Origin of the sequence: Mesorhizobium sp. B2-4-13, from assembly GCF_006658535.1 — a bacterium.
GTDB classification, from domain to species: domain Bacteria; phylum Pseudomonadota; class Alphaproteobacteria; order Rhizobiales; family Rhizobiaceae; genus Mesorhizobium; species Mesorhizobium australicum.
Map to the genome: position 1 here is coordinate 617,911 of NZ_VFVB01000003.1, position 17,492 is coordinate 635,402.

The following is a 17,492-nucleotide window of genomic DNA, read 5'->3' on the forward strand; positions in this document are numbered from 1 at the left end:
CTGAGGGGCGAACGCGTGTCCGCCCCTCGCAATTATATCGTGCCGGCTCAGTTCTTCAGCGCGAAGGTTTCCAGCTTGGCGGCATTGTCGCCATTGATGAGCACGCAGTCCATCAGCTGCTTTTCCTTCTCGGGCGACTTCTTGTTCTTGATGAAGTCGTTGGCCTGTTCGACCGCCATCTGCGCCTGGGCGTAGGCCGGCTGCAGCACCGTCGCCTTGATGCCGCCCGAGGTGATGGAATCGCGCACGTCGTTCGAACCGTCGAAGCCGACGACGATGACATCCTTGCGGCTCGCCGCCGCGAGCGCCGCATAGGCGCCCATCGCCATCGTGTCGTTGCCGGAGATGACGCCCTTGATGTCGGGGTTGGCCTGCAGGATCGATTCCATCTTGGAGTAGGCCTCGGTCTGGCTCCAGTTGGCCGATTGCTGCGCGACCATTTTCAGGTCCGGATAATCGTCGATGACGTCATGGTAGCCCTTGGAGCGGATGCCGGCATTGGTGTCGGATTCCTTGCCGACCAGCTCGACGAAATTACCCTTTTCGCCCATCAGCTTGACGAACTCCTGCGCGCCGAGCTGGGCGCCCTGGTAGTTGTTGGAGACGATCTGCGCCACGGCAACGCCTGTGGCGTTGATCTCGCGATCGATCAGGAAGGAGGGAATGCCTGCGTCCTTGGCCTTCTGCACGGCGGCGACGGTCGCGTCGGCGCCGGCATTGTCGAGGATGATCGCCTTGGCGCCGCGGCCGATCGCGGTATCGATCAGCTCGGACTGCTTGTTGGCGTCGTCGTCATGCACCAGCACCAGCGCCTCGTAGCCGAGTTCCTTGGCCTTGGCCTCGGCGCCGACGGCTTCCGCCTTGAAGAACGGATTGTCGTGCGATGGGGTGATGATGGCGATCAGGTCCGCCGCGTAGGCGGGCATCGCCGTGCCGAGCGCCAGCACGCCGGCGAAGGCGGCAAGCGTCATTCTGCGTGTCAGTTTCATGAAGTCCTCCCGTTTGAAAAGCCTGTGTCTCGATCGTTCGAGCCACTTGTCTGTGTTTGAATTCGTCAGCGTGTGAAGGTTGCGGAACGCCCGGGCTCAAGCCACCAGCTCCGCCAAGGCAAGTTCCTATTCCCCCATCCTCCACCCGTCTCAGCATCGAACTCCCGGCGAAGCGTGATCCGAGCGAACATTAGCTTAGCTAACTGGTATGATGAGTCAACCACAAATTCAGGTGATCTGTACCTAAGGCAGATCTGTACCTAAGACGCTCAAGTGATCCGCTGGATGCTGGCCGCGATCTCTTCGGGCTCGAAGACGCGCTTCCAGTCGTCGCGCATCAGCACCGGCTTGCCAAACTCGATCGCCTTGTTGCAGGCATCCGAGAACACCCCCTTGGTTTCGCCGAAGATGACGGCGCCGAGCACGTTCATGTGGCCAAGCAGGAAGTCGAGTGCCGCCTGCTGGTCGACGCCGCGCGCCACCACCTCGTCGACCGCTTCCTTCATGACGACCAGCAGCGAGGCGCACACCGTTTCCGAAAGTCCCGGCTCGAGCAGCGCCATCTGTTCGACGGAAACGCGGTGCGAGCGCATTACCGGCGCCCAGATGATCTTGGCGATAGCCTCCCCCTTGGCGTAGTCGGCCTCCGGTCCCTGCATCAGTGCGCTGACCATGTGCTGCTTGGCCTTGACGCCGCCGAAATAATCCTTCTTGGCCGCCATGTCGGTCTCGTCGTTGAAGATCGGCGGATGACAGGGATGGGTGACGAAGTAGGTCAGGTCGGGACGATTAGGCAGATGGCCGGCAAACGGTGCGGCGGCATCGAGCACGATGACCATCGTGCCCGGCGCAAGCTTGCTCTCGATGCCGGCCGCGACCTTGCCGATATGGGTGTCCGGCACGGCCAGGATCACCACGTCGGCGCCTTCCAGCGCCTCGTCGGCGCTGACCGTGTCGAAGCCCAGTCCGGTCTTCAGCCGCTCGCGCCCGGCCTCGCTGACCTCGACATGGCGGATTGTATAGGGCGAACCGCGGAAATTGGTCGAAAGGCGGTAGCCCATTTTGCCACCGGCACCGAACAGCGCAATCGTCGTCATCTAGCCCTTGCTCCTTGGTCGCGGACGCCGGCATTGCCGATCGTCACCTTATCTACTGGTATGATCACTCTACCACAGCTTGGCAAGAGAAATCATCACTCGGATTTCAGCGTGCCGTCGTCGCCTGCGCGGTCGACGGCGGCTCGTCTCGACAGCACCTGGCGGCCGGCCAGCGCCAGAACGAAGATGACGACGATGCCTTGCACGATGTCCTGCGCACCTGGCGGCAGGCCGACGATCTGCATGGTGGTGACGACGAGGATCAAAAGGATGCTGGCGAACAGCGTGCCGACGGCGCTGGCCGAGCCGCCGAAGATCAGCGTTCCGCCAAGAACCACCGCGGCGATCGACTGCAGAAGATAGGGCTGGCCCATTTCGAGGAAGGCGCCGCCTATATAAGCGCCGAGCAGCAGCCCGTTGAGCGAAGCCAGCACCGCCGAGATGATGAACGCCGACGCGATGATCCGGTTGTTGCGGATCGCCGCCAGTCGCGCGGCGGTGCGATTCTGGCCGACCGCCGACAGCAACTGTCCGAACACCGTGTAGCGCAGCACGAACGCGGTCGCGGCCACGCCGACAATGGCGATGACGGCCATGATCGGCACGCCGGAGACGCGGCCCGTCGCCAGCGTCTTCAAGAGCGGGCTGACGGCGAAACTCGATATGGCGCGGTTCGACAGCAGCGTTGCCGTCGCCAGCACATAACCCGTCGCCAGCGTGGCGATGATGGCTGGTATGTTCAGCCCGACGACGAGCAGCGAGTTCAAGCCGCCGACCGCAAGGCCGAGCAGGATCGCCGCACCCACGCCGATGGCGAGGTTGGCATCCTGGCCCTTGATGGTGAGCAGCGCCACGAAGGCGCTGAGCGTGATTACCGACGCCACCGAAAGGTCGATATTGCCGCGCCCGGTGGTGACGACGAACATCTGGCCGATGCCGACAACGGTCAGGAACGACGCCGATAGAATGATGCCCGACAGGCTGGAGAGGCTGAACCGGTTGGTGACGATGGACAGCACCAGCCAAAGAACGAGCACGCCGATCGCCGACCAGACCCAGCGGTTCTTCTGCGCCCAGAGGCTGAAGGCGGCGAGACCGTTCATTGTTCGCTCCTGCGGTCGGCGGTCAGGCTGCGCAGCGTCAGCAGGGCGATGAGGATCAGCCCTTGCGTTGCCGCGTTGAAGTCGCTGCTCACGTTCAGCGTGCCGAGCAAGGCGCCGATCAAGGCCAGCGTGACCGCCCCGGCGACGGCGCCGACCGGCGAGATGACGCCGCCCAGCAGCGAGCAGCCGCCCATCACCACGGCGGCGACGCTGAGCAGCGTGAACGAATTGCCGGAATTGATATCGCTTGCCGTGTTGATCGCGGTCAGTGACAGGCCGGCGGCAGCCGCGAACAGTCCGGCGACGAGGTAGCGCACCAGCGCATAGCGCGTCGGCGACCAGCCGGAGCGGATCATGGCGGTCGGATTGTTGCCGAAGCCGCGCAGCACCACGCCGAGCGGCAGCCGGTCGATCACCAGCACCACCAGCGCGACCGCGGCGATTAAGATGATGGAGGTGGGCGGGAAACCCAGTGACCAGCTGAACATCGCCGACAGCCATTCGGGGCTGGCGCCGCCCGGCGTCGGCTGCAGCGCGTAGCCCAGTCCCATCCAGATGAAAGAGGCGCCAAGCGTGACGACGATGGCTGGGATCTTGCGTGCCTGGATCAGGCCGCCAAGCCCGGCATAGGCGGCGACCGCCGCCGCCAGCGCCAGCGCGCCGAGCCATGGCTGATCGTAGAGCAGCGTGGCGGAGAGCACGCTGACCAGGCCGGCAAAGGCGCCGACGCCGAGATCGATCTCGCTGCCGCCGACGATGAACATCTGCGCCGCCGTCACCAGCACCAGCGACAGCGCCGGCATCAGGAGCAGGTCGAGCCCGAAGATCGAAGCGACCGCCGGGTTGGCCGAGATCATCACCGCCAGCACGGCGGCGAGGCCGATGAAGGGAGCCGCGTTCACCAGCCGGCGGGCAAGCCCGGCGCCGGCGGTGCTGTGTCGCGGGCCGGCGCGCGTGTCCGCCTGCTGGGCGAAGGATGCGCCGACGACGGCCGATTCCGTGATCGCCGCTCCGCTCAATTCCTTGACGATGCGCCCGCCCGAAAACACCAGCACGCGGTCGCAGGCCAAAAGCTCGGCATCTTCGGTCGTATGCCAGACCAGCGTGCGCCCGCTGCGCGCTATCTCGTTGCAGAGCCTGTAGAAGTCCTGCTTGGTGGCAATATCGACGCCGCGCGTCGGATCGTCGAGCAGCAGGATCGGAGCGTCGGCGACGAGCGCGCGCGCAACCAGCGCCTTCTGCTGGTTGCCGCCGCTGAGTTCGAGGATGTTGGAGCTGAAGCGCTTGTCGTCGAGCCGCAGCCGGCCGGCCGCTTCGGCCGCCGCCTCGCGGTTGGCACGCTGCGAAACCAGCCCCAGTGCCGGACGGCGGGCAAGGCTGCCGATGCTGATGTTTCCAAGCACGCTCCACAGCGGGAACACGCCTTCCTTCTGGCGGTCGCCGGCAATGAAACCGGCATCGCCGCTCCGGGTCACCGCGGCCCCTCTGGCGGAATCCGGCTCGAAAATGGCGTGCAGCAACTCCTTCTGTCCGCTGCCCTCGAGCCCTGCCAGTCCGATGATCTCGCCGCGGCCGATCTCGATGTCGCGGCCGAGCCCGGCGGTCAGGAAGCCGGACAGTTTGACCAGCGCCTCGCCGCTGCTGGCGGCAGTGGCGCTGTGCTGGTGGATCGAATTGGCGTCGCCGCCCATGAGCTGCACAAGTTGGCCAATCGAAGTGCCGGCGACATCGCCGCGCCAGGCGGTGCGCCCGTTGCGCAGCACCATCACCTGCGTGGCGATGTCGATGATTTCCTGCAGCTTGTGGCTGATGAAGATGAAGGCAAGGCCGGATTTGGCTCGTTCGCGGATGAAGGCCCGCAACTGCCTCGAGCGGTCGAGGTCGAGCGAGGAGGTCGGCTCGTCGAGCACGATCAGCTTGACACCCGGCGTGGCGGCGGCGCGCGCGATCTCGACCATCTGCCGCTCGGCGATGGAGAGATGGCCGACTTCGGAGTTCACATCGATGCCGTTGGCGGGAAAGACGGCGTCCAGCGCCGCCCGGGCGCGGGCTCGATAGAGCGCGCGCCAGCCAGGCCGGTTGGCCGCTTCGCCTGGCGTCTCCAGGAAGAAGTTCTCGGCGACGGAAAGGTTGGCGCACAGCGACAGTTCCTGATGCACCATGCGGATGCCGCGCCTTTGCGCCTCCGCCGTGTCGTAGTCGGCGAAGCCCACATCCTGGCCGGTGAACGAAATCGAGCCGAGGGTCGGTGACGTCGCCCCGCACAGGATACGCATCAGCGTCGATTTGCCGGCGCCGTTGCCACCGACCAGACCAATGATTTCGCCGGCCGAGACGGCGAGGTCGATCTGCGCATTCGCCAGCGTCGGCCCGAAGCTCTTGGTGATCCGCGACAGCGAGACGACGTTTGGCCTGGTGTCGGGCACCGTAGCGGCTGCACCCTCCGGATCGGTTACGGCGAGATGGGACATTCGTCCTCCGTTTCTTACGGGCAGGGACCGGGCGCGGCCGTTTGGCGCGCCCGGTCCCTGGCAATGGCAGCCTTACTTGCTGAGCAGGTTCTGCTTGACCCAGTCGAGCGAATAGGTAGGGCTGATGATCTGGCCGCCCGGCAGCTTCGCATACTCCTTGAGATTGCTGGCATCGACCGTCGCCACCGGCATGATCATCAGCTTCGGTGCCTTGCCGCCCTTGAGCAACGAAAGGCCGAGCCAGAACGCGGCGCCGCCAATGCCCGGCGTGGTGTTCATCGAGACGGTCTGGTAGCCGTTCTTGGCATTCTCTTCGGCCCACCATTTGACGAAGTCGGTGCCGCCGCCGCCTTCGATGATCGGCATCTTGCCGGCATAATCGCCGCCATACTGGACGAAGGCCTGGGCGATGCCGACATCGTCGCTGCCGCCCTGGCCGAGCACGGCGTCGACATGTGGCAGCGAGGGCAGGACGTTGGCGATCGCCGCCTGCGCGACCGAGGCGGTCGCCTGGCCGTAGACGGTGGCAACAACCTTGATGTCGGGATATTTCGCCAGCACCGACTGCTGCGCGTTGAACATGTCGTTGTCGGGCGCAGAGCCCTTCACGCCGCGCACCTGGATGACGTTGCCCTTGCCGCCGATCATCTTGAAGACGGCTTCGGCCTGGGCCGCCTTGTAGCCCTTGAAGTCGAAGTTGAGCTGGTAGTTGCAGGGCGCCGAAGCAACCGAATCGAAGGAAACGACGATGATGCCGGCCTTGCAGGCCTTTTCGATGATGCCGTTGACCGCGGTCTCCGAGGCGGCGTCGACGGCGAGCACATCGACCTTCTTGAGGATCAGCTCGGCGATCTGGCTGTTCTGCTGCGCCACCGAGCCGTCACCGTTCATGATGATGTAATCGGCGATCTGGCCACCTGCCTTGGCTTCCTTGGCCGAGGCCTCGAACGCCTCCACCATCTGGTGGCGCCAGGTGTTGCCGTAATAGGCGTTGGCGAGCGCGATCACCGGTTTGTCCGACGATGCGATCGCCGGCAAAACAGAAGCACTGGCCAGCGCGGCGCCGGCAAGCGCCGCCACAATTGAAAACTTCATGATCTCTCCTCCCAAAAACCGGCCGACCTGATCGGCTCGTCTGTCACTCCGTAAAGGTGTCTCTTCCGAAGGACACCATACCAGCTACATGTTATACCAGCATACCAAATAGGCAAGCCACTCGGAACCTCATTTGACTGAGTCGACGGGAGCAACGCGCCCGCCGGGTTCTCCGTCTCATCCCTGGCCAGTCGGGCCGTGCCGACACTATGTTTGCCGTCACGGCCGCGTCGAGACTGGCCACACTGGACGCTAGGTCATCATATATGTAATGTCAATTATTAGCGGGGACCTTGCCTGTTGGTGCGACTCGGGATCGATTGCCCCCGGGAAACGATCAGGAGAGATGCGGATGGAACCGGTCCAGAAGAAGAAGTTGTATGTCGAGGTGCTCGATCGGCTGATGGCGGCGATCTCGACATCCGAATTTCCGCCCGGTTCCCAATTGCCGTCGGAAAAGGAACTGATGACGATGATCGGCGTCGGGCGGCCGTCGATCCGGGAAGCGATGCTGACGCTGCAGCAGATGGGGCTCATCCGGATATCGCACGGCGAACGGGCGCGCGTCATCAACCCGACGCCGGAGGTGATCGTCGATCAGGTCTCCGCGGCAATGGTCATGATGCTGGCGACGAATTCGCGCGGCCTCGAAGAACTCAAGGAAGTCAGGCTGTTGCTGGAAACGGGCCTGGTTCGGATCGCCACGCGACGCGCCACGGCCAAGAGCCTGGAACGGCTTGCCGGGACCTTGCGCCACCTACGCGAGGCGAAGGGCGACCAGGCTCGGTTCGTAACCGTCGACATGGAATTCCACGCCGTCATAGCGGAAATGAGCGGCAATTCGATGATCGCGGCCGTGGCCAAGGGCATGCTCGAATGGCTGTCGCGCTTCAAGCGCGATCTCGTGGCCGTGAAAGGCGCCGAGCGTCTGACGGTCGAGGAACACGAACGCATCTACAAGGCGATCGCCAGCGGCGACGCCGAAGGCGCCAGCGCCGCCATGGCGGACCATATAGGCCGCGCCAACGAACTCTATTCGAAACTGGCGGGAAACGACGGCGGGGACTGACAGTCGCAAATTTTTTGACCGGGAAAACTCATGTGATGACATGATGTCTTTTTGATGCTATCGCTCCCGTTATGAAGTTCATTCCAGCCGGGAAGCCTGCATTGACCGGTCGTCTTAACGCCACCTACCTGATCGAAACCCGCTATCCCATGGAGGTCGCCGCGGCCGCGATGGCGGGTGAGCAATCGAGCGGGACATTCCGTCCGATCCCTGGGGAGACGCCGGAACTGCTGCTCAGATTTGGCGCGCGCGTCGAATTCATGGAGGATCTTGGCGAGGTCGATGGCGAGGCGTTGCCGTTTTCGCGCGCGCCCGGAGATGCGGCGGCCGTCAGGCCGCGCCGGGCCAAAGTGGGTCTTTCCTGGAACATCGAGAACATGGGCACCGTGCTGGCTTCGGTCTGGTCGACGGTGCTCGGCAATCTGTTCGAGCTGCATCATTTCTCGGCCATGCGTCTGCTCGACGTCAGCTTTCCCGATGTCTTCGCTGATGCCTATCCGGGGCCGGCTTTCGCTGTCGAAGGCACGCGTCGTCTGACCGGCGTCACGGGACGGCCGCTGATCGGCACCATCGTCAAACCGAGCATCGGCCTTACGCCGCGGGAGACCGCGACCCTGGCCGATACGCTGATCTCAGCCGGCCTCGACTTCATCAAGGACGACGAACTGATGGGAGATCCCCCGCATTCGCCGTTCGAACAGCGGTTCGAGGCGGTCATGGCTGTCATCGACCGGCACGCCGACAGGACCGGGCGCAAGGTCATGTACGCGGCCAACATTTCCGGCGACATCGACGCCATGCGCCGCCAGCTCGACCTGATCGAGCGCCGTGGCGGCACCTGCGCCATGCTTGTCCTCAATTCCGTCGGCCTGTCGGGTGTCGTCAAGATGCGCCGGCATTCCGCCGTCGCGCTGCACGGCCATCGGGCGGGCTGGGGTCTCTTCAGCCGTTCTCCTGATGTCGGCATGAGCTATCTCGCCTACCAGAAATTCTGGCGCCTGGCCGGCATCGACCACATGCACGTCAACGGGCTGTCCAACAAGTTCTGCGAGCCCGACGATTCGGTGATGGCATCCGCCCACGCCTGCCTCACTCCGATGTTCGGCCGGGCCGACCGGCCCGATACGGTGATGCCGGTGTTTTCGTCCGGACAGACCGCGGTGCAGGCGGGCGAGACCTATGGAAGGCTCGGCACGAACGATTTCATCTATTGCTGCGGCGGCGGGATCATGGCGCATCCCGGCGGTCCGGCCGCCGGCGTTCAAAGTCTGCACGATGCTTTCGAAGCCGCCGCGGCAGGCATTCCCGCGCGCGACTACGCCGCCACGCATCCGGAGCTCGAGGCCGCGCTGCAAGCGTTCGGCTGAATCTGCGCCATCGGCGCGCTATCAAGAGGAAATGGGAGAGAAGCAAATGACGACATCCGTGGCGGTGCTTGGAGCCGGAGGGAAGATGGGCTTCCGCGTGACACGCAAGCTGATCGAAGCAGGTTACGATGTCCGCGCCGTGGAGATCGGCGAGGCCGGCCGCAAGCGGTTGGGAGAAGCCGATATCGCCGCCGTCGCCATGGAGGAAGGCATTCCCGGCGCCAAGGTCGTGGTGATGGCTCTGCCGGACAACATCATCGGCCAGGTGACGCGGCAGGTCTCGCCGATGCTTGCCAAGGGCACCATGATCCTCGTTCTGGATGCGGCCGCACCCTATGCCGGCGACCTGCCGAAGGACAGGCCAGATCTCACCTATTTCGTCGGCCATCCGTGCCATCCGCCGCTGTTCGGCGACGAGACGGAGTGGGCCGCGCGTCGCGACTATCATGGCGGCATCGCCAGGCAGTCGATCGTCTGCGCCCTGATGCAGGGACCTGAAGAGGACTACGCGCTTGGCGAGGAGGTGTGCAAGGCGATGTGGTCGCCGATCATCGACAGCCACCGGGTGACGGTCGAACAGCTGGCGATCCTGGAGCCCGGCCTGTCCGAAATGGTCGCCATGCCCTTCGTCGACACGATGGTCGAGGCCGTCGAGGAGTGCGAGCGCAAATATGGCATTCCAAGGCAAGCCGCGCTCGACTTCCTGATCGGTCATCTGAATGTCGAGATCGCCATGTGGTTCGGTTTCTCGCCGAAGGTGCCGTCCGACGCCGCACTGCGCCTGATGCGCTTCGCCAAGGGCGTCGTGGTCCGTGACGACTGGCGCGAGGCACTGTCGCCGGCCAAGGTGAAGGAAGCCTCGGAATTGATCGTCTACGGCAAGGGAGCCTGAGCCCTGCCTTCGCGGATCATGTCGGTATCGACCGCTCTCTTCGACGGCTATTCCATGGAATTGGCCGTCGAGGAGATTGCCGCTGTGGGTGCCGCCCATGTCGAGCCGGCCTTTATCAGCGGCTATGTCGATTTCGACGAGGGTCTGTTTGCCGAGGCGCAGGCACTGAAGCTGTGCCGGACGGCGCAAAATGCCGGGCTTGGCATCAACGCCGTATCGGCTCATCTCGACCTGTCGGGGCCCGATGCGATCGAAGCATTGTCCCGGCGGATCGGCTTTGCCGCCGGTCTTGGCGCTTCGTTCCTGATCACCAATGCCGGTCCGGCGAGAAACAGCGCGGCTATCCGCGCGACGATCGACGCTCTCCTGCCGAGGCTGGAGGAGGCCGGCATGGTTCTGGCGCTCGAAAACCCCGGACATGGCAGTGGCGATCTGCTCGGCAGCGCGCGATCGGGGGCAAGCTTCGTCCGCGACATCGGATCGCCGTACGTCTGCCTGAACCACGATGCCGGCAACATCTTCACTTACAGCGGCGAGACGATGCAGCCGGCGCAAGATATCGCCGATGCCATCGATACGGTTGGACATGCTCATCTGAAGGATGTCGTCAGCACCGGCGAGGGATGGGCCTTCTGCGCCATCGGCGACGGCTCTGTCGACTATGCATCCTACTGGGCCGTGCTGCCCGCCACGCTGCCAGTCTGCATCGAACTGCCGTTGCGATTGGAACGCCGGCGGCGCCGTGATCCCCAGCGGCGCAACACGCCTGTCGACATTGCCACCATTCGCGGCGCCTTGCGGCGCTCGCTGGAATTTGTGAACGCGCTGGACAATGCCGAGTTCTGAGCGCGGCCCGCCTATCCCCGCTCGGGAAACATCGCCTTCAGCCCCTCGCGCGACGCCTTGGCGATGCCGCGCTCGGTGATCAGCCCGGTGACCAGCCGCGCCGGCGTCACGTCGAAGGCGGGGTTTGCCGCAGGCGTTGCTTCGGGCGAGACGCGTACCTGGGCGATCTCGCCGCTCGCGGTCTTGCCCCACACCAGCGAAACCTCGTCGCCGGAACGTTCCTCGATCGGGATTTCGGCAAGTCCGTCGCCCACCGTCCAGTCGATGGTCGGCGAAGGCAGCGCAACGTAGAACGGCACGTCGTTGTCCGCGGCGGCGAGCGCCTTCAGATAGGTGCCGATCTTGTTGCAGACGTCGCCGTCGGCGGTGGTGCGGTCGGTGCCGACGATGACCATGTCGATTGCGCCGCGCTGCATCAGATGGCCGCCGGCATTGTCGACGATCAGCGTGTGCGGCACGCCGTGGCCAGCCATCTCCCAGGCGGTGAGTTGGGCGCCCTGGTTGCGTGGGCGTGTTTCATCGACATAGACATGGACCGGAATGCCGGCTTCGACAGCGAGGTAGATCGGTGAAGTGGCTGTCCCGTAGTCGACCGTCGCCAGCCAGCCGGCATTGCAGTGGGTGAGGATATTGACCGTCTCGCCCGGCTGCTTGCGCGCCGCGATATCCTTGATGATGGCGAGACCGTTCTCGCCGATGGCGCGGTTGAGCCCGACATCCTCGTCGGCGATCTCATTGGCACGCCGGTAGGCGGCCGCGGCGCGTTCACCAAGCGGCAACGGCCGCAGGAAACGGCGCATCTCGTCGAGCGCCCAGCGCAGGTTGATCGCCGTCGGCCTGGTATCGTGCAGTATCTCCCACACAGTGTCGAGCGCTTCGTCGGATGCATCATCCGTCATCTGCATGGCGACGCCATAGGCCGCGGTGACCCCGATCAACGGTGCGCCACGCACCCACATGTCGCGGATCGCGGTGGCGATGCCGGCGACCGTGACGAGCTTCTCGATACGGAACTCATGCGGCAGCCAGCGCTGGTCGATGATCTCCACCGAGCGGCCGTCGTCGCTCAGCCAGATGGTCCGAAAGTGGCGGTCACCGACGTTCAAATGCTGTTCTCCTGTTCGATCAGCGCGGCCAGATTGTTGACCTCGTCGATGCTGTGGATCTGGCGCCGGTTGACGGCGATGTGGCGGCCGAATTTCAGTGCCTTCGCCTCACAACTGGCGCGCAGATCTTCATCGGCAATGGTCTCGAAGTCGGCATTGTGGGCGAGGCCGAGGATGCGCCGGTGCACCTCGATGCCGGCAAAGCCGAGCAGATCGTCCCAGATCAGATGCAGGACATTATCGAGTGCCTGCTCGGCGCCCAGCCGGTCGCCCTGATCCTCGAACAGGCTTTTTTGATAGAGCATGCCGGTGCGCTCGGTGCGCCATAACAGCGAGAACTCGGCGCGGAACACGGCCCAGGTCTCGGCCGTGACGCCGAGCAGATAGGCACGCATGGCGTCGCGCCTGCCGTTCTGCTCATGCCCGCGCTGCGAGAAGAACGACATCCAGAAATTGGCGAGCAGCATGCCGACGTCGAAGGCCATCGGGCCGTAGAAGGCGAACTCCGGATCGATTATCCGCGTTTCCTGGTCGGTGACCATGATCGAGCCGGAATGCAGGTCACCATGTAAAAGCGTCTCGGCATTGGCGGCGAACATATGCTTCAGCCGCTGTGCCTCCACCCTGAGGTCGCGGTCGGCCCGCAGTTCCGCCACCAGCCCATCGAGCTGCGGACTGGTGTGGCGGTTCATCTTTGCGTCGAAATAGGGGTCGGAAAACACCAGGTTCTCGGTGATGTCGCAAAGCTCGACATTGTCGGCGAACAGCGCCAAATCCGCCTTGCGGTCCTTGGTCACCATCGACAGGTCGGAACCGCGAAACAGCGTGCGGGCCATGAACAGGCCGATATCCCTGGCAATGTTCGGCAACTGGCGCCCGTCGATCAGGGCGCGCCTGAGAATGATGTGTGGCGGCGCCAGATACTCCATGATGATCAGCGCCTGGACCTCGTCGAAGTAGTAGATCTCCGGCACCGAGCCCGGCGCACGTGCCTCTTGCCGGGTCAGTGCGTGGTATTCGAAGAAGGAACGTTTTAGCGGTAGCGGCCAGCTGTCGCCGACGAGGCGGACATAGGGCAGGGCCTGCTTGGCGATGGCGCCGCCACTGGCGCCTTCGACGATGAACACCAGGTTCAGATTGCCGTCGCCAACCTCGCGAACTTTCCAGGCGCTCGCATCCTTGCCGATCTTCGCGCACAGCGCTTCGTTCGTGCCGAGACGGGTTGCGAGCGTCTCCACCGACAATGCTTCGAACGGCAAGTTCCCAGTCATCCTTGTTCCCTCCCGCCTATGTGCTCCGATCATAAGGAGCCCAAGCGGCGGGGCCAAGCTAGGAAGCTGTCTGGCAATTGTCAATCGTGTTGACAATTGCCTACATTGACCATAGCGTCATGACCAGGGAGGAACGCATGGTCGGCAATGCCGTGTTCCGCGTAGAGGGACTGAGGAAATCCTTTGGCCGCAACGAGGTGCTTGGCGGCATCGCGCTGGACCTCCATGCCGGTGAAGTAACCGTGCTGATGGGCGCCAACGGCGCCGGCAAATCCACCCTCGTCAAGATCATCAGCGGCGTCTACGAGCGTGGCGGCGGCTCGATGACCCTCGCCGGTGCGGAGTTCGCGCCGAACACGCCGGCGGAAGCGATCCGCGCCGGCGTCGTCACCGTGCACCAGAACATCAATGACGGCGTGGTCGCCGACCTCGATGTCGCCACCAATCTCACGCTGGACCGGCTAAGCGGCCGCGGCGTGCCGACCCTGTTCAATCCCGCTCGCGTGCGCCGTGAGGCCAAGGCGGTCGCCGACCGCATGGGGCTGGCCATCGATTTGAAGGCGCGCGTCAGCGATCTTTCGCTGGCCGACCGCCAGATGGTGGCGATTGCCCGGGCGCTGGCGCACCAGCCGAAAGTGCTGATCCTCGATGAGCCGACCTCGTCGCTCTCCAGTGCCGAGGCCGACAGGCTGTTCGCGCTGGTCGACCGTCTGCGCGAGCAGGGCGTGGCGATCCTCTACATCTCGCACCGCATGTCGGACATCAGGCGGCTCGCGGATCGCATCGTCTCGATGCGCGACGGTGTCGTCTCGGGCGCCTTCGATGCCAAGCCGCTCGATTATGAAGGTGCGGTCAACGCCATGCTCGGCCGCAAGATCCATCTCGACCGGATCGTGGCCAGGAGTTCCGCCAGGGCGGTCCTGACCGTCGAAGGCCTGCGCATCGCGCAGGGCGCCAGGCCGATGTCGCTGACACTCGGCGATGGCGAGGTCGTCGCCATCACTGGCCTCGTCGGCGTCGGCAAGACCGCTCTTGCCGAGACGCTGTTCGGCGTGCGCCGGCCGCTCGACGGCACCATGACGATGAACTGCAAGCCTTACGCGCCGCGCTCGGCGGGCGACGCGATCGCAGCCGGCGTGTTCCTGGTCGCCAAGGATCGTGCGACCAGCGGCATCGTCGGCAGCTTCAACATCGAGCGCAATATCAGCCTGCCGTCTCTGAAGCGCATGTCCAGTCTAAGCGTGCTCAGGCGCCGCCTCGAACGCGCCACCGCGCGCAGGCAGATCGAGCAACTGGGCATCGTCTGCCGCTCCGAGAAGGACGAGATGTCGGCGCTGTCGGGCGGCAACCAGCAGAAGGTGATGGTCGCCCGCTGGATGGCGCAGAATGCCGCGCTGTTCATCCTCGACGAGCCGTTCCAGGGCGTCGATATTTCCGCCCGGCGCGACATCGCCGCCAAGCTGAGGGCAAGCGCCAATGGCCGCGCCACGCTTCTGTTCGTCACCGAACTCGATGAAGCGCTGGAGACGGCCGATCGCATCCTGGTGATGTCGGAGCACACGATCGTCGGCGAACACCGCAATGCCGATGTCGACCTCGACCGCCTGCTGGCCGAGGTTGCCGGTGGACCGCTGCACAGCGCTGCCTGAGCGTGGCGGCCGAAGGAATTGGAAATGGAGAGACCATGGTTTCGAGTTGGGTAAAAACGGCAGCGGCGCCGGGATGCGCCGAATGACGCTGCGCGACTATGCCATCCGCTATGGATTCATCGTGCTGCTGTTCGGATTGGTCGCCTATTTCGCGATCGCCGCCGACGGGTTCGTTTCGCCGCAAAGTGCCGTCTTCATCTTCCAGTCGGTCGCCATCACCGGCGTGCTGGCGCTCGGTGTTACCGCCACGCTTGTCGTCGGCGGCTTCGACCTGTCGATCGGTTCGGTCGCAACCTCGGCCATGATGGCGGCGGCCTATGTGATGGTGGTGCTGGAGCAGAACGCGTTCGTGGCGGTCATCGTCTGCCTGTTGATCGGCGCCATTGTCGGCCTGATCAATGGCTGGCTGATCGTCTACATGCGTGTACCCGATCTGCTGGCGACGCTCGGGATGATGTTCCTGCTGGTCGGCCTGCAACGCATCCCCACGGAAGGCCGCTCGATCGCCACCGGCATGACCATGCCCGATGGCTCGGTCGCCAGCGGCAAGTTCTCCGATGCCTTCCTGGCGCTCGGCCGCCACCGCTTCGACTTCTTCATCCCAAACCTCCTCCCGGTCTCGGTCGTCGTGCTTCTGGTGCTGGCCGTGCTGATCTGGTTCTTCCTCGAATACACCCGCTTCGGCCGCATGATGTATGCGGTCGGCAGCAATGAGCGCGCCGCCGAACTCGCTGGCGCGCCTGTCAAGGCATACAAGATCTGGGCCTACGTTATTTCAGGCGTTTTTGCCTCGATCGGCGGCATTTTGCTCGCGGCCCGGCTTGGACGCGGCGACATCGCCTCGGGTAATAATCTGCTGCTCGATGCGGTTGCCGCGGCGCTGATCGGCTACGCGGTGCTCGGCGCCGCCAAGCCGAACGCCTTTGGCACCGCCATCGGCGCGCTGTTCGTCGGGATCTTGCTGCAAGGCCTGACAATGATGAACGCGCCCTACTACACGCAGGATTTCGTCAAGGGCGTGGTTCTGGTCGTCGCCCTTGTCTTCACCTTTGCCCTTTCGGGCAGGGGCAGGAACTAGCATTCGGCCAGATAGGATTTGGGTTCAACAAAAGTGGAGGAAAACAAGGTGAACATCACTAGAAGACTTCTGGGGAAAGTGGCGCTTGGGCTCGCCGGCGCAACCATGCTGATGCAGGGGGCATTTGCCGCCGACAAGCCGGCGCCGTTCGACAAACCCGGCGTCAAGATCGCGTTGGTCCGTTATCTCTCGACCGGCGACTTCTTCCAGGCCTATCTGTCGGGCGTCGAGGCGCAGTCGAAGGCGCTCGGTATCGACCTGCGCGTGCTCGACAGCCGCCAGGACGCCGCCCTTCAGTCCGACATGGTCGACCAGGCCATCGCGCTTGGCGTGCAGGGCATCATCATCCAGCACGGCCTGACGGAATCGATGAAGGACGCCGCCCAGCGTGCCGTCGACGCCGGCATCAAGGTGGTGGCATTCGACGTCAATGTCGAAAACCCCAAGATCCCGCAGATCGAACAGTCGGACAAAGACCTGGCACGGCTGGCGCTCGAACAGGCAGTCAAGGACAATGGCGAAAGCTGGAACGCCGGCTATGTCTATGTCGCCGGCATCGCGCCGCTCGACCGCCGCAACGAGACCTGGGTCGACGTCAAGAAAAAATATGCCGGCATCAAGGAAGCCGCCATGTTCGGCACGCTCGACAATCCGATCGCCAACTCCGTCGCCAACCAGGCGCGCTCGGTGCTGTCGGCGCACCCCGACATCAACGTGATGTTCGCGCCCTATGACGAGTTCGCCAAGGGCGTGAAGATCGCCGTCGACGAAGCCGGCCTGAACAAGAAGATCAAGATCTATTCGGCCGACATTTCGACATCCGACATCGCGGCGATGCGCGAGCCCGACAGTGCCTGGGCGGCTACTGCGGCGACCAACCCGGCAGTCGTCGGCCAGGTCTCGGTGCGCGCCCTGGCGCAACTGCTCGCCGGCGAAGATCCCGGCCACAACGTCATCGTGCCGCCGACGCTGATCACCCAGAAGGAGCTGATCGACAAGGACATCAAGAACATGGAGGACCTGTCGGCCAAGCTGCCGCAGTTCGCCCATGCCGATGTCGCCATGCCGGCATGGATGCCGAACCCGAACGCGAAGTAGCTTCGGCACAGACTCTTGCTGATTATGGAGTCGAGACGAAATGAAAGCCGCCCTGTAGCAGTCGCTGCGGGCGGCTTTTTCGATGTGGTTCACTCGTTGAACAGGTCGGAATGCGAACCGGTACGGGCAAGCTGCAATTCGTCGTCGACAACGCGATAGATCAGGAGCCAGTCCGGCTCGATATGCGCGTCGCGAAAGCCTTTCCAGTCCCCTTTCAGAGGATGACCTTGTACGCCGCAGGCAGTTCTTGTCCGGCGATGAGCAGGCCTAACAGATCGCGCAACTTGCCCCGGTCCTTGCCACGCTTTTCCATACGCTTCACATCCCGGCGAAATTGCCCGGAGCGAATGGGAACTGGCAT

Annotated in this window: 16 protein-coding genes; 7 read left to right on the forward strand and 9 right to left on the reverse strand. The window is 64.0% G+C overall.

The features are described from left to right. Positions 1-47: 47 nt before the first annotated feature. The 5 genes from FJ936_RS10985 to FJ936_RS11005 all read right to left on the reverse strand — a co-directional run bounded on the left by FJ936_RS10985 (position 48) and on the right by FJ936_RS11005 (position 6,755). Complete coding sequence (locus FJ936_RS10985) at positions 48-989, reverse strand: D-ribose ABC transporter substrate-binding protein (protein WP_140788009.1); 942 nt, start codon at positions 987-989, stop codon at positions 48-50. Between the two features lie 269 nt (positions 990-1,258). Beyond that, entirely contained in the window at positions 1,259-2,086 is an 828-nt protein-coding gene (locus FJ936_RS10990; protein ID WP_015318942.1) for a phosphogluconate dehydrogenase C-terminal domain-containing protein, read from the reverse strand. A gap of 95 nt (positions 2,087-2,181) precedes the next feature. After that, on the reverse strand, positions 2,182-3,189 hold the full coding sequence (locus FJ936_RS10995; RefSeq protein WP_140788011.1) for an ABC transporter permease: 1,008 nt from the start codon (positions 3,187-3,189) through the stop codon (positions 2,182-2,184). Continuing rightward, positions 3,186-5,660 carry an ATP-binding cassette domain-containing protein gene (locus tag FJ936_RS11000; protein WP_141906564.1) on the reverse strand — a complete coding sequence of 825 codons (2,475 nt, stop codon included), beginning with the start codon at positions 5,658-5,660 and terminating at the stop codon, positions 3,186-3,188. The genes FJ936_RS10995 and FJ936_RS11000 overlap by 4 nt, the downstream gene beginning before the upstream one ends. A gap of 72 nt (positions 5,661-5,732) precedes the next feature. Next, positions 5,733-6,755, reverse strand: a complete 1,023-nt coding sequence (locus FJ936_RS11005) for an ABC transporter substrate-binding protein (protein WP_140617391.1) — start codon at positions 6,753-6,755, stop codon at positions 5,733-5,735. 352 nt (positions 6,756-7,107) lie between these two features. On the opposite strand from FJ936_RS11005, the gene nanR reads away from it, so the two are divergent. The 4 genes from nanR (at position 7,108) to FJ936_RS11025 (ending at position 10,929) form a co-directional block, all read left to right on the forward strand. Then, positions 7,108-7,824, forward strand: a complete 717-nt coding sequence (nanR, locus tag FJ936_RS11010) for a transcriptional regulator NanR (RefSeq protein WP_140788015.1) — start codon at positions 7,108-7,110, stop codon at positions 7,822-7,824. A 101-nt stretch (positions 7,825-7,925) separates the two neighbouring features. Then, positions 7,926-9,191, forward strand: a complete 1,266-nt coding sequence (locus FJ936_RS11015) for a ribulose-bisphosphate carboxylase large subunit family protein (protein ID WP_348642578.1) — start codon at positions 7,926-7,928, stop codon at positions 9,189-9,191. Positions 9,192-9,237: 46 nt separating this feature from the next. Next, on the forward strand, positions 9,238-10,083 hold the full coding sequence (locus tag FJ936_RS11020; RefSeq protein WP_140617389.1) for a phosphogluconate dehydrogenase C-terminal domain-containing protein: 846 nt from the start codon (positions 9,238-9,240) through the stop codon (positions 10,081-10,083). A gap of 18 nt (positions 10,084-10,101) precedes the next feature. Further along, a complete protein-coding gene (locus FJ936_RS11025; RefSeq protein ID WP_141906565.1) occupies positions 10,102-10,929 on the forward strand; it encodes a sugar phosphate isomerase/epimerase in 828 nt (275 codons plus the stop codon). Positions 10,930-10,940: 11 nt separating this feature from the next. Here the strand turns inward: FJ936_RS11025 and mtnA are convergent, their stop codons facing one another. Together mtnA and mtnK are read right to left on the reverse strand one after the other, a co-directional pair. After that, positions 10,941-12,035, reverse strand: a complete 1,095-nt coding sequence (mtnA, locus tag FJ936_RS11030; protein WP_140617387.1) for an S-methyl-5-thioribose-1-phosphate isomerase — start codon at positions 12,033-12,035, stop codon at positions 10,941-10,943. Then, positions 12,032-13,306, reverse strand: coding sequence for an S-methyl-5-thioribose kinase (mtnK, locus tag FJ936_RS11035; protein WP_140788020.1), 1,275 nt, complete (start codon positions 13,304-13,306; stop codon positions 12,032-12,034). Before mtnK ends, mtnA begins: the two co-directional genes overlap by 4 nt. A gap of 137 nt (positions 13,307-13,443) precedes the next feature. Between mtnK and FJ936_RS11040 the strand changes: the two genes are divergently transcribed. From FJ936_RS11040 to FJ936_RS11050, 3 genes are all read left to right on the forward strand, one after another. Beyond that, positions 13,444-14,955 carry a sugar ABC transporter ATP-binding protein gene (locus FJ936_RS11040; RefSeq protein ID WP_140788117.1) on the forward strand — a complete coding sequence of 504 codons (1,512 nt, stop codon included), beginning with the start codon at positions 13,444-13,446 and terminating at the stop codon, positions 14,953-14,955. Positions 14,956-15,037: 82 nt separating this feature from the next. Beyond that, complete coding sequence (locus tag FJ936_RS11045) at positions 15,038-16,033, forward strand: ABC transporter permease (protein ID WP_140788022.1); 996 nt, start codon at positions 15,038-15,040, stop codon at positions 16,031-16,033. A gap of 48 nt (positions 16,034-16,081) precedes the next feature. Further along, positions 16,082-17,131, forward strand: coding sequence for a substrate-binding domain-containing protein (locus FJ936_RS11050; RefSeq protein ID WP_140661484.1), 1,050 nt, complete (start codon positions 16,082-16,084; stop codon positions 17,129-17,131). 89 nt (positions 17,132-17,220) lie between these two features. On the opposite strand, the gene FJ936_RS31255 is transcribed toward FJ936_RS11050, so the two are convergent. Both FJ936_RS31255 and FJ936_RS31260 read right to left on the reverse strand, forming a co-directional pair. After that, positions 17,221-17,349: a type II toxin-antitoxin system YafQ family toxin gene (locus FJ936_RS31255; RefSeq protein ID WP_348642579.1), complete on the reverse strand. Its 129-nt coding sequence runs from the start codon at positions 17,347-17,349 to the stop codon at positions 17,221-17,223. Beyond that, complete coding sequence (locus tag FJ936_RS31260; RefSeq protein WP_348642580.1) at positions 17,346-17,492, reverse strand: type II toxin-antitoxin system mRNA interferase toxin, RelE/StbE family; 147 nt, start codon at positions 17,490-17,492, stop codon at positions 17,346-17,348. The genes FJ936_RS31255 and FJ936_RS31260 overlap by 4 nt, the downstream gene beginning before the upstream one ends.